The 15,219-nt window shown below is 69.3% G+C and carries 18 protein-coding genes and 1 pseudogene; 14 read left to right on the forward strand and 5 right to left on the reverse strand.

Going from position 1 to position 15,219, the window contains the following annotated elements:
• Positions 1 to 86 precede the first annotated feature (86 nt).
• Complete coding sequence (pnp, locus tag K7W41_RS03810; protein ID WP_224604882.1) at positions 87 to 2,252, reverse strand: polyribonucleotide nucleotidyltransferase; 2,166 nt, start codon at positions 2,250 to 2,252, stop codon at positions 87 to 89.
• 79 nt (positions 2,253 to 2,331) lie between these two features.
• On the opposite strand from pnp, the gene K7W41_RS03815 reads away from it, so the two are divergent.
• The 4 genes from K7W41_RS03815 to K7W41_RS03830 are packed head-to-tail and all read left to right on the forward strand — an operon-like array spanning position 2,332 to position 5,011.
• Positions 2,332 to 2,538, forward strand: coding sequence for a hypothetical protein (locus K7W41_RS03815; protein ID WP_224604883.1), 207 nt, complete (start codon positions 2,332 to 2,334; stop codon positions 2,536 to 2,538).
• Positions 2,535 to 3,020, forward strand: coding sequence for a hypothetical protein (locus K7W41_RS03820; protein WP_224604884.1), 486 nt, complete (start codon positions 2,535 to 2,537; stop codon positions 3,018 to 3,020). Before K7W41_RS03815 ends, K7W41_RS03820 begins: the two co-directional genes overlap by 4 nt.
• 47 nt (positions 3,021 to 3,067) lie before the next feature.
• A complete protein-coding gene (gene dkgB / locus K7W41_RS03825) occupies positions 3,068 to 3,877 on the forward strand; it encodes a 2,5-didehydrogluconate reductase DkgB (protein ID WP_224604886.1) in 810 nt (269 codons plus the stop codon).
• 48 nt (positions 3,878 to 3,925) lie between these two features.
• Entirely contained in the window at positions 3,926 to 5,011 is a 1,086-nt protein-coding gene (locus K7W41_RS03830) for a M36 family metallopeptidase (protein WP_224604888.1), read from the forward strand.
• A 265-nt stretch (positions 5,012 to 5,276) separates the two neighbouring features.
• Here the strand turns inward: K7W41_RS03830 and K7W41_RS03835 are convergent, their stop codons facing one another.
• The gene (locus K7W41_RS03835) at positions 5,277 to 5,927 is read right to left on the reverse strand and encodes a winged helix-turn-helix transcriptional regulator (protein WP_224604890.1); all 651 of its coding nucleotides are present in this window, start codon (positions 5,925 to 5,927) and stop codon (positions 5,277 to 5,279) included.
• Positions 5,928 to 6,098: 171 nt separating this feature from the next.
• Between K7W41_RS03835 and K7W41_RS03840 the strand changes: the two genes are divergently transcribed.
• The 9 genes and pseudogenes from K7W41_RS03840 to K7W41_RS03880 all read left to right on the forward strand — a co-directional run.
• Entirely contained in the window at positions 6,099 to 6,512 is a 414-nt protein-coding gene (locus K7W41_RS03840; protein ID WP_224604892.1) for a VOC family protein, read from the forward strand.
• Between the two features lie 2 nt (positions 6,513 to 6,514).
• Positions 6,515 to 7,060 carry a DUF4287 domain-containing protein gene (locus tag K7W41_RS03845; RefSeq protein WP_224604894.1) on the forward strand — a complete coding sequence of 182 codons (546 nt, stop codon included), beginning with the start codon at positions 6,515 to 6,517 and terminating at the stop codon, positions 7,058 to 7,060.
• A gap of 22 nt (positions 7,061 to 7,082) precedes the next feature.
• Positions 7,083 to 8,555: a DHA2 family efflux MFS transporter permease subunit gene (locus K7W41_RS03850; RefSeq protein WP_224604897.1), complete on the forward strand. Its 1,473-nt coding sequence runs from the start codon at positions 7,083 to 7,085 to the stop codon at positions 8,553 to 8,555.
• A gap of 2 nt (positions 8,556 to 8,557) precedes the next feature.
• On the forward strand, positions 8,558 to 8,731 hold the full coding sequence (locus K7W41_RS03855) for a VOC family protein (protein ID WP_224604900.1): 174 nt from the start codon (positions 8,558 to 8,560) through the stop codon (positions 8,729 to 8,731).
• Entirely contained in the window at positions 8,677 to 8,964 is a 288-nt protein-coding gene (locus K7W41_RS03860) for a VOC family protein (RefSeq protein ID WP_224604903.1), read from the forward strand. The genes K7W41_RS03855 and K7W41_RS03860 overlap by 55 nt, the downstream gene beginning before the upstream one ends.
• A gap of 40 nt (positions 8,965 to 9,004) precedes the next feature.
• The gene (locus tag K7W41_RS03865) at positions 9,005 to 9,397 is read left to right on the forward strand and encodes a VOC family protein (RefSeq protein WP_224604907.1); all 393 of its coding nucleotides are present in this window, start codon (positions 9,005 to 9,007) and stop codon (positions 9,395 to 9,397) included.
• Positions 9,394 to 9,588, forward strand: a complete 195-nt coding sequence (locus K7W41_RS03870) for a helix-hairpin-helix domain-containing protein (RefSeq protein WP_224604910.1) — start codon at positions 9,394 to 9,396, stop codon at positions 9,586 to 9,588. Before K7W41_RS03865 ends, K7W41_RS03870 begins: the two co-directional genes overlap by 4 nt.
• 70 nt (positions 9,589 to 9,658) lie before the next feature.
• Entirely contained in the window at positions 9,659 to 11,692 is a 2,034-nt protein-coding gene (locus K7W41_RS03875; RefSeq protein WP_224604913.1) for a molybdopterin oxidoreductase family protein, read from the forward strand.
• A 123-nt stretch (positions 11,693 to 11,815) separates the two neighbouring features.
• Positions 11,816 to 12,445 (forward strand): annotated as a pseudogene (locus tag K7W41_RS03880) (SDR family oxidoreductase); the annotation flags it as partial.
• Between the two features lie 92 nt (positions 12,446 to 12,537).
• Here K7W41_RS03880 and K7W41_RS03885 read toward each other — a convergent pair.
• Positions 12,538 to 13,305: a hypothetical protein gene (locus K7W41_RS03885; RefSeq protein WP_224604917.1), complete on the reverse strand. Its 768-nt coding sequence runs from the start codon at positions 13,303 to 13,305 to the stop codon at positions 12,538 to 12,540.
• A complete protein-coding gene (locus K7W41_RS03890; RefSeq protein WP_224604919.1) occupies positions 13,302 to 13,661 on the reverse strand; it encodes an ArsC/Spx/MgsR family protein in 360 nt (119 codons plus the stop codon). The genes K7W41_RS03885 and K7W41_RS03890 overlap by 4 nt, the downstream gene beginning before the upstream one ends.
• 8 nt (positions 13,662 to 13,669) lie before the next feature.
• Here K7W41_RS03890 and K7W41_RS03895 point away from each other — a divergent pair, with 8 nt between their 5' ends.
• Complete coding sequence (locus K7W41_RS03895; RefSeq protein WP_224604922.1) at positions 13,670 to 13,945, forward strand: hypothetical protein; 276 nt, start codon at positions 13,670 to 13,672, stop codon at positions 13,943 to 13,945.
• 217 nt (positions 13,946 to 14,162) lie between these two features.
• On the opposite strand, the gene ruvB is transcribed toward K7W41_RS03895, so the two are convergent.
• Positions 14,163 to 15,161: a Holliday junction branch migration DNA helicase RuvB gene (ruvB, locus tag K7W41_RS03900; RefSeq protein WP_224604924.1), complete on the reverse strand. Its 999-nt coding sequence runs from the start codon at positions 15,159 to 15,161 to the stop codon at positions 14,163 to 14,165.
• Positions 15,162 to 15,219: the final 58 nt, after the last annotated feature.

Here is a 15,219-nt window from a genome sequence, read left to right on the forward strand (position 1 = left end):
TGAGGGGGTTCTTTTGTCAACCGCTCTAAAGAGTGAAAATCCCCCAACCGTCCTGGCTGGGGGTCTTTCAGGTCTGGGGGTTTCGTTCAGTCGCGGCGGGGTGGGCGCCCACCACGGTCGCCACCAGGGCGCGGCGCGCGGGGCTCGCGGGGGGCCACCTTGCCTTCCAGCTCGGGGCGGATCAGGTCAATCTTGCCGCGGTCATCAATGTTGGCGATCTTCACTTGCAGCTTGTCGCCCACGTTCAGCACGTCCTCAACCGCATTGATCCGCTCCTCGCTCATCTGCGAGATGTGCAGCATGCCGTCCTGACCGGGGAACAGGTTGACAAACGCCCCGAACGGCGCGGTCTTGACCACGGTGCCGGTAAAGGTCTCGCCCACCTTGGCTTCGCGGGTCAGGCCCTCTATGCGCGCCTTGACGGCTTCGGCCGCCGCGCTGTCGGCGGAAAACACGCGGATGGTGCCGTCTTCCTCCACCGTGATCTGCGCGCCCATGGCCTCCAGTTCGCGGATCTGCTTGCCGCCGGGGCCAATCACCTTGCCGATCAGCTCGGGGTTGATCTTCAGGCTGATGATGCGTGGGGCGGTGGGGGAGAGTTCGGGACGGGGGCTGGGCAGCACCTCGGCCATCTTGCCCAGGATGTGCAGGCGACCTTCCCGGGCCTGCGAAAGCGCCTCACGCATGATCTGCGGGGTGATACCGCCCACCTTGATGTCCATCTGCAGGGCCGTGACGCCCTGGGCCGTGCCGCACACCTTGAAATCCATGTCGCCCAGCGCGTCTTCCAGGCCCAGGATGTCGGTCAGCACGCGGTACTGCTCGCCTTCCATCACCAGGCCCATCGCCACGCCGGCCACGGGCGCCTTGATGGGCACGCCTGCGTCCATCAGGGCCAGAGTGCCCGCGCAGACGGTCGCCATGGAGCTGGAGCCGTTGGATTCCAGCACCTCGCCCACCAGGCGGATCACGTAGGGGAACTCTTCAAAGCTGGGCAGCACCGCGCGGATGGCGCGCTTGGCGAGGTGCCCGTGGCCCACTTCACGCCGGGACTGCCCGCCCATGCGCTTGACCTCGCCGGTGGAGTACGGCGGGAAATTGTAGTGCAGCAGGAACTTGTCGCCGGTTTCACTCGTCAGGTCGTCGATCAGAATCTCGTCGCGCTCGGTGCCCAGGGTCGCCACGCCCAGCACCTGCGTCTCGCCGCGCGTGAAGATCGCGCTGCCGTGCGCCCGGGGGAGCGCGCGGGCCTCAATCCAGATGGGGCGCACCGTCTTGGCGTTGCGGCCGTCGGCGCGCAGGTCGTTTTCCAGAATCAGGCGGCGCAGTTCCTGCTTTTCCACCTTGCCAAAAGCGCTTTTCAGGGCGGCGACGCGCTCCTCGGCGCCTTCGATCTCGCCTTCGGGGATGCGGGCCTGAATCAGGCGGTCGCGCAGGGCCTTGAGGTTCGCGCTGCGCTCCTTTTTCTTCACGGTCAGCAGGGCGTCGCGCAGCCCGGCGGCGCGGGCCTGCTCGGCCAGTTCCGGCACGAGGTCGGTGCTCAGGTCGCCGTCGGCCAGGAAGTTGAATTTCTCCTGGCCCAGTTCGGCGCGCATGCGCTCAATCAGGTCCAGCACGCCCTGCATGCCCGCGTGGGCAAATTCAATGGCGGCCACCAGATCGTCCTCGCTGACCTCCTGGGCGCCGGCCTCCACCATCATCACGGCGTCGCGGGTGCCCGCCACCACGAGGTCCAGGCGGCTGTGCGCCAGCTGGTCGGTGGTGGGGTTCAGGATGAACTGCCCGTCCACCTGCCCCACCCGCACGCAGGCGGTGGGCCCCTGCCAGGGAATATCGCTGATGGTCAGGGCGGCCGAGGCGCCGATGGGCCCCAGCACGTCCGGCAGGTTCTGGCCGTCGGCCGAGAGCACCGTGATAATCACCTGCGTTTCGTGGCGGTAGCCCTTGGGAAACAGCGGGCGCAGCTGCCGGTCGGTGATGCGCGCCGAGAGGATGGCCCGCTCGCCGGGGCGCCCCTCGCGGCGGTGAAAGGAGCCGGGAATCTTGCCCACGGCGTAGTGGCGCTCTTCAAATTCCACCGTCAGGGGCAGAAAGTCCAGCGTGCTCTTTTCTTCGCGGGCCTGCGCGGTCACCAGCACCACCGTGTCGCCGTAGCGCAGGGTCACGCTGCCGCTGACGAGCTTCGCCAGCTTGCCCGTTTCGATGCTCAGCTCCTTGTCGCCCAGCATCGTGGTATACGTCTTTCCGATCATGACAGGCAGTCTATCCCGCGCGCATGGGCCGGGACCGGACAGCGGCAACGTTTGGCCGCGGGGGCGCGTAGGGGAGGGCATGCAAGTTCTGTTCGGTGCGCTGTTGGAGGGTCTGGCGGCGCTGCTCATGGCCCTGGAGCTGCCCTGGCGCTGGATGCTCCGGGCATTGGGGGTGCTGCTGATGGGCTTGTGGCTGGTGATAGGGGACCAGACACCGGCGCTGCTGGGCGGCCTGCTGGCGCTGGTCTCCTTCGGGCGCTGGCCGTCGCGCTTTGGGCTGGAGTGACGCCGCCCGGCCAGCCCGCGTTGCTGCTCCACCTGCGCTGGACCCTCCCGCTGTCCTGGGTGCTGCTGCACCACGCCACCATGCGCACTACGGTGGACGTGAGAGCGAGCTGGGATCAGGGTTACGCCACGCTCTACCAGTACGGCTTTCCCCTGGCCTTCACGCACTGGGGACTGGTCTCCAGCGCGGAATACGCCTACTTTCTGGCGCCGCTGCTGCTGGACTGGGCTGTGTATCTGTTGGGCTCTGCGCTGGTCGTTCATGGTCTGCGGCGGTTTCTGTGCTCCAGGCACCGCCTTCTGCCCTGGCTGCTGGCGCCCCTGTGGGTGTGGGCGCTGGGCACCACGGGGCTGGTCACAGTGGACATGGGCTTGGGCGGCGTCACCTGGACCACCCGGCACCCGGTGCTGGACGTTCGTGACCCGGCCTTTTCGTGGGGCTGGCGGGGGCGCGGTCTGGACGGCTACGGCCCCCGGAACTGACCCCCCTCCCTGGCTGGCCTATCCTGCCCCACACAGGAGGAACCGACATGACTGTACCGGCATTTGGACTGGGCACGTTTCGACTGAAAGACGACGTGGTGCGCCGGGTGGTGGCTGACGCACTGGAATTGGGCTACCGCGCCATTGACACCGCGCAGGGCTACGACAACGAGGCCGAGATTGGCGAGGTGCTTTCGCAAAGCGGCGTGCCACGCGAACAGGTGTACCTGACCACCAAGATCAAGCCCGCCAATTACCGCCGAGAGGCGCTGCTGGACAGCCTGCGCCAGAGCCTGGAGAAGCTGCGCGTGGAACAGGTGGACCTGACCCTGATTCACTGGCCGGTGCCCAGGGGAGAGGTGCGCCCAGAGGAATACCTGTCGGCACTGGCCGAGGCCCGCGAGGCCGGCCTGACCCGCGAGATCGGCGTGTCGAACTTCAACATTGCCGGGCTGAAGCAGGCGCGCGAGGTGCTGGGCGGCGTGCCCATTGCCACCAATCAGGTCGAAATTCACCCGTACCTGCAAAACCGCACGCTGGTGGAGTTTGCCCGCCAGGAAGGCCTGCACCTCACCTCGTACATGACGCTGGCGGTGGGCAAGGTGATGGGCGACGAGGTGCTGCAGGACATTGCCCGCGCGCATAACGCCACCCCGGCCCAGGTGGCCCTCGCCTGGGCGCTGGGGCAGGGCCACAGCGTGATTCCTTCCAGCACCAAGCGCGAGAATCTTGCCAGCAACCTGCAGGCCCAGACCCTGCGCCTGACGGCCGAGGACATGGCCCGCATCGCCGCGCTGGAGCAGGGCGAGGCCGCCCGCATCGCCAACCCGCCCCAGGCCCGGCCCGACTGGGACTGAGCCTCCTTCCGTGCCAGTGGCCCCGGGCTGCGGTACACTGCCCGCACCATGAAACTCATCTCCCGGATGGCCCTCACGGGGTTCCTGAGCCTTTCGCTGCTGGCCGCCTGCGGTCAGGAGACCCCAGCGGCGACCCTGAGCGCCCCAACCCTGGGTGCGCAGGGCGGCAGCGGCAAGCCCCCCACCGGGCAGACCACGGCGGCGGCCCGGGTGTTTCTGACCAACCCCGTGCAGTCCACCGGAAACCAGAACCTGACCGACAACAAGGACGCGGCCTCGGCGGTGCCGGCCAGCGCCTACTACGCCGTGACCCTCACCCACCTGGACGGCAGCGGGTATCTCAGTGGGCAATACGCCCGGGTGGTGAGCGAAACCGGCACGCCCGTGTACGGCGCCGGGCCCTTCAACTTCACGCGCGATCAGGACCAGTTCGAGCAGGTGATGGCCTACTTCTGGGTCACGGAAGCGCAGAAATACCTGCAGTCCCTGGGCTTCGGGCGCACCCTGCCGGCGGTGAACAGCGACCAGCAGCAGCTGAAGGTGGGTCAGTACGGCCTCGACAACTCGTACCAGAACGACCAGCCCGACATCATCCGGCTGGGCAAGGGTGGCGTGGACGACGCCGAGGACGGCGAGGTGATCGTCCACGAGTACGGCCATGCGGTGCACGCCGCGCAGGTGCCCGGCTTTGGCGCCAGCCTGGAAGCCGGCTCGATTGGCGAGGCTTTTGGGGACTATCTGGCCCTCACCGTGGGCGAGGCGGTGGCCAAAGCCTACGGCGCGCCCATCCGCACGCCCCTGCCCTGCCTGATGGACTGGGACAGCGTGTCGTACACGACCACCACGCCGCACTGCATTCGCCGCGCCGACACCAACAAGCACTACCCCGAGGACGTGCGCGGCGAGGTGCACGCCGACGGCGAGATCTGGTCGCGCGCCCTGTGGGACATCCGCCAGGGGCTGGGGGCCTACGTGGCCGACCGCATCATCATCAATGCCCAGTTCCGCTTCCGGCCCGACACCAGCTTCGCCGCCGCCGCCCAGGCCACGGTGGACACCGCGCAGGCCATGTACGGCCAGACGCAGGCGGGCGTGGTCCGCGCCGCCTTCGCCGCGCGCGGCATTCTGCGCTGAGGGCCCCACTCAGGCTGGAACAGGTCTCTGCAGGCGCTCCAGAGCGGCGGCCAGCTTTACCCCAGGGCTCAATCACGCCGGCGCAGTCTCGCCCGCACCGAGGGCTCTGGGGACCGTTGATCCTGTCCCAGTGACGTTGGGGGCCTCAGCAGAAGGGTGGGTCTTTACCCCCTTTCTGCTGGGTTCCGCGCTCAGAGCGGGAACTAGTAAGACCTGAAGGGTTCACCTTCAGGTCTTGTGGTTCGAGCGGAACGGAAGACCGCCGTCAGGCCTCCACCAGCGGCGGCAGCGGAAAGGCGTGGACAAAGGCGTCTGCCAGGGCGCGGTCCCCCTGAAGCCGGACTGTGCCCGCTGCCTCTGCCGCTGCCAGCGGCTGCCCGCCAAAAATCACCGCCCCCAGCGCGCCCACCTCGCCGCTGAGGGTGAGGGTGGCCGCCGGGTCCAGGCCCGGGGTGACCTCGGCGTGGGGGCCGTTCAGGCGCACGGTGTAGGTCTCGGGGCCCAGATTCAGGCCAATGACGCCGCGCAGGGCGCCGGCATTCATGGTTTTCAGGGCCGTCAGCAGCGTGGCGGTGGTGATGGGTGCCTGGGCTGGGCGGCGCGGCGAGCGGGCGCCCCAGCGGCCCAGGGCCTGCAGCACCGGTTCCAGTTCGCGGCCCCAGTCGGTCAGGGCGTACACCCGCGTGCTGGCAGGGGGCGGCCACTGCTCGCGCCGCACCACACCTACGGCCTCCAGGTCGGTCAGGCGCTGGGTCAGCACTGTGGGGCTGATCCCGCACAGGCTGGTCTGCAGATCAATGAAGCGGCGCGGGCCGGGCAGCAACTCGCGCACCACCAGCAGCGCCCAGCGTTCCCCGATCAGGTCCAGGGCGTGAGCCGCCGCACAGCCGTCGTTGTAGACGCGCTTTCCAGGCATCGAGCCCTCAGTGTACCCGGTCTACTCCAGAAAATGGAGTCGGCACTTGCAATTTAGGAGTGTTCTGTTTTAAGCTAAACGAGCTAAAGGAAGTTCGGGCACATTTGTTCTCTGTCGCGTGGTCGCGTGACGGCTGGCTGCTGCTGTCCCAAACGTCCAAAGGAGCCTTGTATGCCCCAGCTTCAGCCCTACCTCGGTTTTAACGGTGCCTGTCAGGAGGCGATGGCCTTTTACCAGCAGTGCCTGGGCGGCACCCTCGACCTGATGCTGGCGGGCGAGTCCCCCGTGGCCGCGCAGATGCCCCCAGAGCTGCACGGGCATGTGCTGCACGGCCGTCTGGTGTCGGGCGACCTGACCCTGCTGGCCTCGGACATGACCCAGGACACGGCGCGCAGCCAGTCGGTTTCCCTGATGCTGCAGTGCGCCAGTGCCGAAGAGGCTCACGCCACCTTTGACAGGCTGGCCGAAGGCGGCACGGTCACGCACCCCCTGGGCCCCTCGTTCTGGGGCTCGACCTTCGGGCACCTGACCGACCGCTACGGGATTCACTGGCTGCTGAACGCCGAGCCCGCCCCGGCCGGCTGAGCATGTCGTTCCAGGCGTATCTGGACACTGTGCGGAACAAGACCGGCAAAACCGTGCCTGAGTTCCGGGCGCTGGCCGAAACCCAGGGCCTGGAACGCCACGGCGAGATCGTGGCGTGGCTGAAGGCCGAATACGGCCTGGGGCATGGACACGCGACTGCTGTGGCGGCGGCCCTGCTGAAGGCCGAGACCCGCCGCGCCCCGGCCACCGAGCGCACCGCCGCCGTGTTCAGCGGCAAGAAGGCGATGTGGCAGCCGCTCTGGACGGCGCTGCTGGCCCACGCCCAGACCTTTGGGGAGGACGTGGGCGTGGCCCCCACCGAGACCTCTGTGGGCCTGACCCGCGCGGGCCGCAAGTTTGCCCTGGTGCAGCCCGGGGTGAAGGCCGCCGACGTGGGCCTGCGCCTGCCGGACCTGACCCCCACGGCGCCCTATGAAGCGGCCGGGGCCTGGAACAGCATGGTGACCCGCCGCCTGCGCCTGACCGAACCGGGCGGGCCCGAAACCCACCTGCTCGACGCCCTGCACGCGGCCTATCAGGCCCGCTAACCCCTGCCCCCGGAGGCCCCCCATGACCGCGCCCGACACCCTGCTGCCGCGTGACCGCACCGTCATTCTGGTGCTGCTCGTTTCTGCTTTCGTGGTGATTCTGAACGAGACCATCATGAATGTGGCCCTGCCCCGCCTGATGGCCGACCTGAACGTGAGCGCCCGGCTGGCCCAGTGGCTCAGCACCGCGTTCATGCTCACGATGGCGGTGGTGATTCCCATTACCGGCTTTTTGCTGCAACGCCTCGCCACCCGGACGGTGTACCTGACCGCCATGGGCCTGTTCTGCGTGGGCACGCTGCTGGCCGCGCTTGCCCCGGGCTTCGTGCCGCTGCTGCTGGCGCGGGTGGTGCAGGCGTCTGGCACGGCCATCATGCTGCCGCTGCTCATGACCACGGTGCTGACCCTGGTGCCCGCCCAGCAGCGCGGGGCCGTGATGGGCAACCTCAGCATTGTCATCTCGGTGGCCCCGGCCATTGGGCCCACCGTCTCCGGGCTGATTTTGCAGGGGCTGCCCTGGCGCTTTCTGTTCGTGTTCGTGCTGCCGGTGGCGCTGGCGGCCCTGGCATACGGCGCGCGCACCCTGCGCAACGTGGGCACGCCCCGGCCTGTGGCACTGGACCTGCTGTCGGTGCCGCTGGCGGCGCTGGGCTTTGGTGGACTGGTCTACGCCCTGAGTCAGGTGGGGGAGGGCGGCAGTGGACTGAGCGCCGCCACGGCCGCGCCGCTGCTGGTGGGCGGGCTGGCGCTGGTGGCCTTTCTGTGGCGGCAGGTCGTGCTGGGGCGGCGCGACGCCCCGCTGCTGGACCTGCGGGCCTTCCGCTTTCCGCAGTTTGCCCTGGGTGTGGGCCTGATGGTGATGGCCATGATCGCGCTGTTCGGCGGCATGATTCTGCTGCCCCTGTACCTGCAGAACCTGCGCGGTCTCAGCACCCTGCAGACGGGCCTGCTGCTGCTGCCGGGTGGTCTGCTCATGGGCCTGCTGGCCCCCAGCGTGGGGCGACTGTACGACCGCATTGGGCCGCGCCCGCTGGCGGTGCCCGGCACCATCCTCATGACGGCGGTGCTGGTGGGCCTCAGCCGCATTGACACCGCCACCCCCATCTGGGCGCTGCTGGCGCTGCACCTCACCCTGAGCGGGGGGCTGGCCCTGCTGTTCACGCCCGTGTTTACCAGCAGCCTGTCGCCGCTGCCGCCGCACCTGTACTCGCACGGCAGCGCGATTCTCAGCACCCTGCAACAGGTGGCGGGGGCGGCCGGTACGGCGCTGCTGGTGGCCCTGATGGCCGGGCGCGCGGCCCAGCAGGTGGCGGCCGGGGTGGCGGCGCCGCAGGCCCAGGTGGCTGGCCTGCACCTCGCCTTCCTGGTGGCCGCGGGCGTGGGCGTGCTGGCCGTGGGCTTGGCCCTGGGGCTGCGGTCGTCCGGGGCTGCCCACCCCACGGCCACCGACACAGCCACCGACGAGGCCGCTCCGCTGGCCCAGCCCGGAGACTGAGAATGAACTGGACCCTGGAAGTCGTGGTGGTGCCGGTCAGTGACGTGGCGCGGTCGGTGGCCTTTTACGCCGGGGGCCTGGGGTTCGCCGTGGATCACGACACGGTGCTGGGCGGTGGCTGGTGCAGCTCACCCCGCCCGGTTCAGGCTGCTCGGTGGTGCTGGGCGACGGCCTGAGCCCTATGGCCCCGGGCACCCTTCAGGGGCTGCAACTCGTGGTGAACGATGTGCGGGCCGCCCACGCCGAGCTGCGTTCACGGGGCGTGGCGGTCAGCGACGTGCAGGTGCTGGGCCCGCAGGGGCCCCGGCCCGCCACCGCCGCCGACGACCTGAACCATGTGGGCTTCATTTTTTTGAAGGACCCCGACGGGAACGGCTGGGCGGTGCAGCAGATCACCGCCCGGCCCTGACCCCTTCAAGGTGGCGCTTTCACGCTTCCAGGAGCCCTCTATGTCCCAGCTTGTTCCCGCCCTGATGTCTGAAGGCCGCGCCGCCGAGGCGCGGGTGCTCTCCTTCTCGCTGTTTCCGGGCGCCCGGGAACTTGCCCGGCAGGACTCTGGCCCAGATGGCCCAGGGGCGCCCGGCACGATCATGACCGCCGAGGTGGAACTGGCCGGGCAGCGCCTGCGCATGGCTGACAGCCCCGTTGCCCATGCGTTGACCTTTACGCCCTTCCTGTCGCTGTTCGTGGATGGCCTCACGGCGGCGGACTTTGGGCGCGTATTTACCGGATTGTCGGAGGCTGGGGAAGTGCTGATGCCCACCGGGAACGACGGGTTCAGCACCCACTTCGCCTGGCGGAATGACCGTTTTGGCGCGTCCTGGCCGCTGAATGTGCCATGAGTGAGGCGCTGCCCACCGGTATTGGCCGTCCGGCCACCCGGGCCCTGACGGCCGCTGGCCTCACCACCCTGGCGGCCGTGGCCCAGCGCAGCGAGCGCGAATTGCTGGCCCTGCACGGCGTGGGCCCCAGGGCGGTGCAGCTCCTGCGCGCGGCCCTGGCGGCCCAGGGGCTGGGCCTGCGCCCCGGCTGACCCTGGCCTGCTGCGCGCTGTGTAAAGTGGCTCTGAGTGCGCCCTGGGCCGCCGCTCTAGACTGCCCGGCATGACGGCCCTGCCCGCGCGCGACGTGTTGCTCACCTGCCCCCTGGACTGCCCCGACGCCTGCCGGCTGAAGGTGACCCTCACGCGCGGCGAGGACAGCCAGGAACGCATGACCAAACTGACGGGCGACCCCGCGCATCCCATCACGCGCGGGTTTGCCTGTGCCAAAACCGTGCATTACCCCGCCCGCGCCAACCACCCCGAGCGGCCCCTGTACCCCCTGAAGCGCCTGAACGCCAAAACCGAGGCCCCGGTGTGGGGGCGGGTGAGCTGGGACGAGGCCCTGGACGACATCGCCGCCCGGCTGCGGCAGGTGCTGGACACCCGGGGCCCCCAGGGCCTGCTGCGCTACAACTACGCGGGCACCATGGGCCTGATGGAAGGCACCCACGTCCACGCGCTGTTCCGCGCGCTGGGCGCCCCGGAGCTGGACGAGACCATCTGCGCCACCGCCGGCAGCGAGGCCTGGGCCATGGGCTACGGCACGCGCTACGCCGTGGACCCGCGCGACGTGGCGCACGCCCGCCTGATCGTGCTGTGGGGCATCAATTCGCTGTCCACCAACAGCCACCTCACGCCGCACCTGACGGCCGCGCGCAAGGCCGGGGCGCGGATCATCGCGGTGGACCCCTACCGCAACCGCACCGCCGCTTACGCCGACGAGCACCTGAAACTGAAGCCCGGCACCGACGCCGCGCTGGCCCTGGGCGTGATGCACGAGTTGTTCGCCCACGGCTGGACCGACGCCGAGTATATCGCCGAGGCCACCGTGGGCATTGAGGACGTGCAGCAGGCCGCCGCCGAGTGGACCCCGGCGCGCACCGCCGAGGTGACTGGCCTGGACGCCGACGTGATCCGCGCCTTTGCCCAGGCGATTGGCACCACGCGGCCCACCTACATCCGCGTGGGCTACGGCATGACCCGCCATGAACACGGCGGCACCAACCTGCGCGCCGTGACCCTGCTGCCCGCCCTGACCGGCGACTGGCGCCACAGGGGCGGCGGCTGCGCCCTGAGTGCCAGCGGGGCCTTCAAACTTAACCGCACCCGGCTGGGCGGCGCGCACCTGATCCGCCCGGACACGCCGCACGTCAACATGAACGAGTACGCCCGCGCCCTGCACCCCGAAGCCGGCCTGGGCGCCACGGTGATCTATAACTGCAACCCCGCCGTGGTGGCCCCCGACGCCGGGCGGGTGCGCGCGGGCCTGCAGCGGGGCGACCTGCTGGTGGTGGTGCTGGAACAGGCCATGACCGAAACCGCCCAGCTGGCCGACTATGTGCTGCCCGCCACCACCTTTGCCGAACACCCGGACCTGTACACCAGTTACGGCCACCACTTCCTGGGCTACAACCACGCGGAACTGGCGGCCCCCGGCGAGGCCCGGCCCAATTCCTGGGTGATGCAGCAGCTTGCCCGCCGCCTGGGCGTGACCGAACCCAGCGTGTACTGGACGGTGGACGACCTGCTGGCCGAGGTGCTGAACTCCGGGCATCCACACCTCGCAGGCATCACCCCCGAGCGGCTGAAGGCCGAGGGCAGCGTGCCGCTGAGCCTGCCGGACCTCTTTTTGCCCTACGCCCACGGCGCCGAAACCCCCAGCGGCAAGGTGCAGCTGTCGCCCGCGCCGCAGCACCGCGAGCCCCGGGCGGCCCTGAACGCCGAGTACCCCGTGCGCCTGCTGACCCCCCCCGCGCACCATTTCCTGAATTCCACCTACGGCGTGCTGGAGAACCTGAACCGCGCCGAGGGCAGCGAGCCCTGTGTGCTGGTTCACCCGCAGGATGCCCAGGCGTACGGCCTGCAAGACGCCGGGTATGCCCGCCTGGAATCTGAAATCGGGGCGGTGCGCCGCCGCGTCAAGGTGACGGACGCCGCGCAGCCCGGCACGGCGGTGGTGGAAGGGACGTGGTGGGGGCTGTCGGCCCCCGACGGCACCAGCATCAACGAACTGACCGCGCAGACGCTGACCGATCTGGGCGGCGGCAGCACCTTCCACAACACCCGCATCCGGCTCGTGCCGGTGGAGGGCTAGAGGCCAGTGGCCGGCACGCTGATGGTCACCGGGGGTGGGCGGGGCATAGGGGCGGCCGTGTCAGTGCTCGCGGCGGCTCGAGGCTGGCGGGTGGGGGTCAACTAACGCCAGAACGGCGAGGCGGCGCGCCGGGTGGTGGCTGACATTGAGGCGGCAGGCGGGCAAGCCCTGGCCGTCCAGGCCGATGTGGCCCGCCCCGAAGAGGTCGAGCGGCTGTTTCATGAGGTCAGCACGGCCTTTGGCCCACTGACCGGCCTGGTCAACAACGCGGGCCTGCTGGAGCGGCAGGCGCGGGTGGAAGAACTGGACGCGGCCCGCCTGCACCGGGTGCTGGAGACCAACGTGGTGGGTGCTTTCCTGTGCGCGGGCGCGGCGGTGCGGCAGATGTCCACCCGCCATGGGGGCGCGGGCGGCGTCATCGTGAATGTCTCGTCCCGGGCAGCGGTGCTGGGGTCAGCCGGCGAATACGTGGACTACGCGGCGGCCAAGGCGGCGGTGGATACATTGACTGTGGGGCTGGCGCGGGAGGTGGCGGCCGAAGGCATCCGTGTCTGCGGCGTTCGCCCTGGCCTGATTGACACCGAGATTCATGCGCTGGGCGGTGAACCGGGCCGGGTGGCGCGCCTGAGCAGCACGGTTCCGCTGGGGCGCGGTGGCCTGCCTGCCGAGGTGGCCCACGCCATTGTGTGGCTTCTCTCGCCCGAGGCCAGCTACGTGACAGGCACAACGCTGGATGTGTCTGGTGGCCGCTGAAGCTGGCCTGGAGAGCGGCCCACAGGTCTGCCGGCGCGGCTGGCCGGCAGTTCCAACTGACGTCGCCTGCTGCCCTGCGTGCCTGGTGCCTCTTACTTGAGAGGCCTGACCACTGGGCGTATACCCGGTGCAGTCCAGTCAAAGTGCGCCTCGAACACCCCGCAGGCGTCGTGGCGGGTCGCCACCACCTCGCGGGCCGTGTAGGTCTCGCGCTCGTCCAGGGTGCCGTCCTTTGCAACCGGGCCGCAGCCGGGCCGGGTGGGCACAGCAAAACTCAGGGCCTGCAAGTGGCGGGTGCTGAGGTCGTAGCGGGAGAAGTTCAGCGCCACGGGTTCGTAGGGGCTGTAGGCGCCGTTCGGGGAATTGAACAGGACGCTCTGTGCGTTCTGGGCCTGGCGCCAGCCATCAATCTCCAGGCCACGGGCCGGACCGCGCAGAGGCTGCACCAGGGTGCGATCTGCAATGGCAGCCCCCCCCGAACTGGTGGCTTCCACGAACACGTCGCCCCCCAGGGCATAAAGCCGCGATACCCGCCCCACCTGCGTCTGCTGCGACAGCAGGTGTCCGGTGCCCAGGTCAAAGAGCTGCAGGCGGTAGTCGGCCCACTGGCCCTGCGGCTGCGTCACCAGGGCCAGCGTGCCGCCGCTCACCAGGGTCAGGGCTTCCTGGCCTCTGGGCACCGGGTAGGTGTGCAGAGGCCGCCCGCCGCGCAGTACCTGCACCTCGCCGGGCCGCTGGACCACCTGAACCGCTGGCCGTGGGGCCGCGCCCCCCCCGAGCGCCTGCGCACCGGGCGGGGCGGCCGTGCCCAGGGCCAGCAGGGCCAGCCAGATGGCCCGCCTGGGGCGATGGCGGCTCACTGCGGGGCCACCATCGCTTTCCAGCCCTCCACATCGTCGCCCACGGCCAGCACCTTGCCGCCGCGCACCAGCGGCAGCTTCAGCAGTTCGGGCGTTTCGATCACCCTGGCGATCACGCCCTCTTCGGTGGTGCGCAGGTACGCGAGGTTGCTGCGCTCGTAGGCCTTGCCGTCCAGGTCCAGCAGGGCGTTCAGGCCGTACTTCTGCACAAAGCGCGTCAGTTCGCCCTTGCTGATGGGCCGCTCGTGCAGGTCCACAAAATGCACCTTGACCTTGCGCTCCTTGAAAAAGCGCTCGGCGGCGCGCGTCTCCTTGCTTTTGCGGGTGCCGAAGATTTGCACCTGAAGGTCGCTCATGGGGGCCAGTGTACTGGCGTGCCACCCCCGGCTGGCCGCCCCGCGTGGCCGAGTGCCCGGTGCAGCTGGAGGTGGAGTTGCTGGGTGACCGCCCTCTGAGTGCCCCGCACCTGACGGCCCTGGAGGTGCGCGTGGCGCGCAGTTTCTTTGCCCCCGCCATCCTGAACCCGGCGCGGCGCCACCATGTGGACCCGGACCGCTGGCGCCCCCTGATCATGAGTTTCTGCGAGTTTTACAGCTTGGGCGAGCAGGTGTACCCGTCGCGGCTGGCCGCTGTGTTCTGAAGCGCGGCCCAGCAACAAAGGAGGGGGCCGCTGGCAACTTGCCCAGCGGCCCCCCTGCCTTGCCCGTTCATACGGAATGAAAATGACGTGCATCCCTCGTGCTCGCTTGCCGTGTTCCCCTCTCCCCTCGTGGGAGAGGGAGGGAGGCGCGGAGCGACGGAAGGGTGAGGGGGCCACCGAGTGGCTCGGACGGGTATGGCCTCCCTTGAGTTCCGTGTCAGTTGGCGTAGAAGCCCGGACCGTCGTCGGGGTGCCCCGACAAGGGCAGGCCCAGGTGGTCATAGGCGTGCGCGGTGGCCACGCGGCCCCGGGGCGTGCGCTTGATAAAGCCCAGCTGGATCAGGTAGGGCTCGTACACGTCTTCCAGGGTCAGCGAGTCCTCGCTGATGGCGGTGGCCAGGGTGTCCACGCCCACCGGGCCGCCGGCAAAGCGGTGAATCAGGGTTTCCAGGTACTTCTTGTCGCGGTCGTCCAGGCCAGCGCTGTCCAGGCCCAGTTTGTCCAGGGCGTCCTGGGCGCGGGGCAGCTCAATGGTGCTCTCGCCCGCCACCTCGGCGTAGTCGCGCACGCGGCGCAGCAGGCGCTTGGCAATGCGCATGGTGCCGCGCGAGCGGGCGCCGATCTCAATGGCCGATTCCTCGGTCAGCCCGAACCCCAGCAGGCGTGCGTCGCGCATCAGGTTGATCCCGATTTCCTCGGGGGTGTAGTACTCCAGATGCTCAATGATGCCAAAGCGGCTGCGCATGGGCGCGGTGATCAGGCCGGGGCGGGTGGTGGCGCCCACCAGGGTAAAGCGCGGCAGGGGCAGCTCAATGGTGCGCGCCGCTGGCCCCTGGCCCAGCACGATGTCCAGCTTGAAATCCTCCATCGCCGGGTACAGGTGCTCTTCGGCCACGCGGCCCAGACGGTGAATCTCGTCAATGAACAGCACGTCGCCTTCCTCCAGGCTGTTGGTGAGGATGGCCGCCAGATCGCCCGGCTTTTCAATGGCGGGCCCCGAGGTCACGCGGATATTCACCCCCAGCTCGTGGGCAATGATGTGCGCCAGGGTGGTTTTGCCCAGTCCGGGCGGGCCAAAGAGCAGCGTGTGGTCCAGCGCCTCGCGCCGGCCCTTGGCGGCCTGGAGGTACACCGTCAGCTTCTCCTTCAGGCGCTCCTGCCCGACATATTCCGTCAGGGTCTTGGGCCGCAGCGCGGCGTCGAGCGGTTCAGTCATAGCAAACAGTGTAGCGCGATTCTGCCCAGAGCGGAATAAGGTGGGGCACAAACGGAAG

Source organism: Deinococcus multiflagellatus (genome assembly GCF_020166415.1).
Lineage (GTDB): Bacteria > Deinococcota > Deinococci > Deinococcales > Deinococcaceae > Deinococcus > Deinococcus multiflagellatus.

Coding starts and splice junctions, on each gene's coding strand:
- pnp (WP_224604882.1), bottom strand. CDS start 2,252: ATGATCGGAAAGACGTATACCACGATGCTGGGCGACAAGGAGCTGAGC.
- K7W41_RS03815 (WP_224604883.1), top strand. CDS start 2,332: ATGCAAGTTCTGTTCGGTGCGCTGTTGGAGGGTCTGGCGGCGCTGCTC.
- dkgB (WP_224604886.1), top strand. CDS start 3,068: ATGACTGTACCGGCATTTGGACTGGGCACGTTTCGACTGAAAGACGAC.
- K7W41_RS03830 (WP_224604888.1), top strand. CDS start 3,926: ATGAAACTCATCTCCCGGATGGCCCTCACGGGGTTCCTGAGCCTTTCG.
- K7W41_RS03835 (WP_224604890.1), bottom strand. CDS start 5,927: ATGCCTGGAAAGCGCGTCTACAACGACGGCTGTGCGGCGGCTCACGCC.
- K7W41_RS03840 (WP_224604892.1), top strand. CDS start 6,099: ATGCCCCAGCTTCAGCCCTACCTCGGTTTTAACGGTGCCTGTCAGGAG.
- K7W41_RS03845 (WP_224604894.1), top strand. CDS start 6,515: ATGTCGTTCCAGGCGTATCTGGACACTGTGCGGAACAAGACCGGCAAA.
- K7W41_RS03850 (WP_224604897.1), top strand. CDS start 7,083: ATGACCGCGCCCGACACCCTGCTGCCGCGTGACCGCACCGTCATTCTG.
- K7W41_RS03855 (WP_224604900.1), top strand. CDS start 8,558: ATGAACTGGACCCTGGAAGTCGTGGTGGTGCCGGTCAGTGACGTGGCG.
- K7W41_RS03865 (WP_224604907.1), top strand. CDS start 9,005: ATGTCCCAGCTTGTTCCCGCCCTGATGTCTGAAGGCCGCGCCGCCGAG.
- K7W41_RS03870 (WP_224604910.1), top strand. CDS start 9,394: ATGAGTGAGGCGCTGCCCACCGGTATTGGCCGTCCGGCCACCCGGGCC.
- K7W41_RS03875 (WP_224604913.1), top strand. CDS start 9,659: ATGACGGCCCTGCCCGCGCGCGACGTGTTGCTCACCTGCCCCCTGGAC.
- K7W41_RS03890 (WP_224604919.1), bottom strand. CDS start 13,661: ATGAGCGACCTTCAGGTGCAAATCTTCGGCACCCGCAAAAGCAAGGAG.
- ruvB (WP_224604924.1), bottom strand. CDS start 15,161: ATGACTGAACCGCTCGACGCCGCGCTGCGGCCCAAGACCCTGACGGAA.